Genomic DNA, 2,523 nt, shown 5'->3' on the forward strand with positions numbered 1-2,523 from the left:
CCTTCTCAGGAAGATGTGTTTTACGAACAGGCACTTTATGAAAATAGTCCAATACACAATCTCGGTTGGTATGCTTTTATAGAAAAACAGATTGATATAGCCCTTTTGCAAAAAGTGTGGAATGTATTGCATCAACATATTGATATGTTGCGTTTGCGCATATCGGTTAATTCAGATAATGAAGCGATACAATACATTGAAGAACAGAGTATACCCGAATCAATTATATTTCATGATGTTGCCATGCAGTCTGAACCTGAAAAAGAAGCAAAACTCTGGATGCGGCAACAAATTGAAATTCCGATAGATTATTTAAAGGAAACACCTTATCAGGTTTTCTTGATTCGTCTGGCTGATGAAAAGTATTACTTTTTCACTAAAATCCACCATATTATGATTGATGGTGTCGGTTCTTACCGGCTTCATGAGTATGTCCATAAATTATACAAATGTCTTAAGAACGGAACATCAACAGCATGGTTATCGGATATTCCACAATATTTGACTGTAGTAGCCAAGGCAAGAGAATATCTAAATAAAACTCACTATGAAAAAGATAAAAATTATTGGCTTAACTTTCTAAAAGAAAAAGAAATACATCGATTAACGCCTTGTTATTCAAAGGCAGGAAGTAGTTATGGTACGTTAATATTACCTCTTTCAATTAAAGAGGATTTGCGGTTATTTTGTAAAAAATATCAAACCAATCTGCATTCTATTTTTTCAGGCCTGGTTGTTATGATGATGTCTGAACTTACCGGGCAGCAAGAGTTGACTTTTAACACGATCACACATGGAAGAAAGAAAAAATTAGAAAAATATGTTGTTGGCATGAGCGCAAATATATATCCAGTGCATTGTCGCATTTCTAATACAGCAAGTGTGATTGAACAGATTAGGCTGATAGAATCCGAGCTGAAAAGTAGTTACTATCACTGTAGATTCCCTCAATCTCATCTTATCCGAATAGCTAATCAACACCGGCTTTCTTTGCCTAATATATCCATTTTTTATGAGCGTTTTTCTGAATCCGCCGCTGAAATTGCTGAAAATCAGTATTACCATGTCGATGGGGTGTTTAATATTTACCCTATCGTCTTTCGATTGAAAGATTATGGATATAATCAGGCACTAAAAATAACAATAGATTATCGACAGGAATATTTTAGTGAACTGGATATCAACAGAATACTTGAACGATTACAAAATCTATTCGTTGCTTTGATTAACAATCCTGCATTGTCAGTCAGTGAGTTACCCATTTTATTGGAGCAAGAACGCCAGCTATTACTGCATAACTGGCACCAGCCCGATATCGCGTATCCGCAAGACCAGACTCTCCAGCAGCAATTTGAATCTCAAGTGGCAGCCAGACCGCACAACGTGGCGCTGGTGTTTGAAGGCAAAACGCTGACTTACCGCCAGCTCAACGAACGGGCCAACCAATTGGCCGCGGTGATCCGGGCACAGTATCAGCAGCAGCACAATAAACCTATGCCTGTTGATACGCTGGTGGCTCTGTATCTGGATCGCAGTCTGGAAATGGTCATCAGCATACTGGCGGTGCTGAAAGCCGGCGGGGCTTATGTCCCGATATCTCCGCAATATCCGCCTGAGCGCATCCGGTTTATTTTGCAAGATACGGCATCACCTTGTGTTGTGACCCAAAAACACTATCTGGCAACACTGGGGGAATATACCCAGACACAGGCTCAGTCGCCGGCGTTGATAGCGGCGGATGATCAGGCCGTGCCAGAAAACCCGCCGACAGAAAATCCGGCGCCTGTGAATACAGCGACGGATCTGGCTTATGTCATCTATACGTCGGGCACGACCGGGCAGCCAAAAGGCGTGTTGCAGACACATCATAATGTGGTGCGTTTATTTGCGGCCACTCAGGGAGATTATCAGTTTGACCAACATGATACCTGGGTGCTCTATCATGCTTATACCTTTGATTTCAGTGTCTGGGAATTATGGGGCGCATTACTGTATGGCGGGCGTCTGATTATTCCAACAACAGAGCACACGAAAGATTTCAGCAGATTCAGCCGCCTCTGTTCTGATCAGAAAGTTACCGTATTAAATCAGACGCCGGGGGCATTTTATGCCTTTATTGACGCATCCTTGACCAGGGAGGCTGAATTTCCCCATCTTCGCTACGTGATTTTCGGCGGAGATAAACTGAACCCGGTTCAATTAAAACCCTGGTGGAACCGTTACGGCGATCACTCTCCGGCCCTGATTAATATGTATGGGATCACTGAAACAACCGTACATGTTACTTTCAGGAAATTAACCCAGGACGACGCGATAACCGCATCCAATATTGGCCGGCCGTTAAATGACATGTATGCCTATGTGTTGAATCAGGCCGGGCAACCTGTGCCTATTGGTGCTCCCGGAGAGTTATACATCGGCGGAGCCGGGCTGGCGCGGGGGTATTTAAACCGGCCTGAACTGACCGCCGGGCGGTTTGTGGCAAATCCGTTTGCTACGGATAAGGACAAGTCGCTCGGCTAC

General features: G+C 43.3%; 1 protein-coding gene. It reads left to right on the forward strand.

Annotation, left to right across the window (positions count from 1 at the left end; genetic code table 11):
• On the forward strand, positions 1-2,523 hold a 2,523-nt coding region (locus Xind_RS19400), incomplete at both ends, for a non-ribosomal peptide synthetase (RefSeq protein ID WP_187650922.1).

It is taken from the genome of Xenorhabdus indica (genome assembly GCF_014467235.1).
Classification (GTDB): domain Bacteria; phylum Pseudomonadota; class Gammaproteobacteria; order Enterobacterales; family Enterobacteriaceae; genus Xenorhabdus; species Xenorhabdus indica.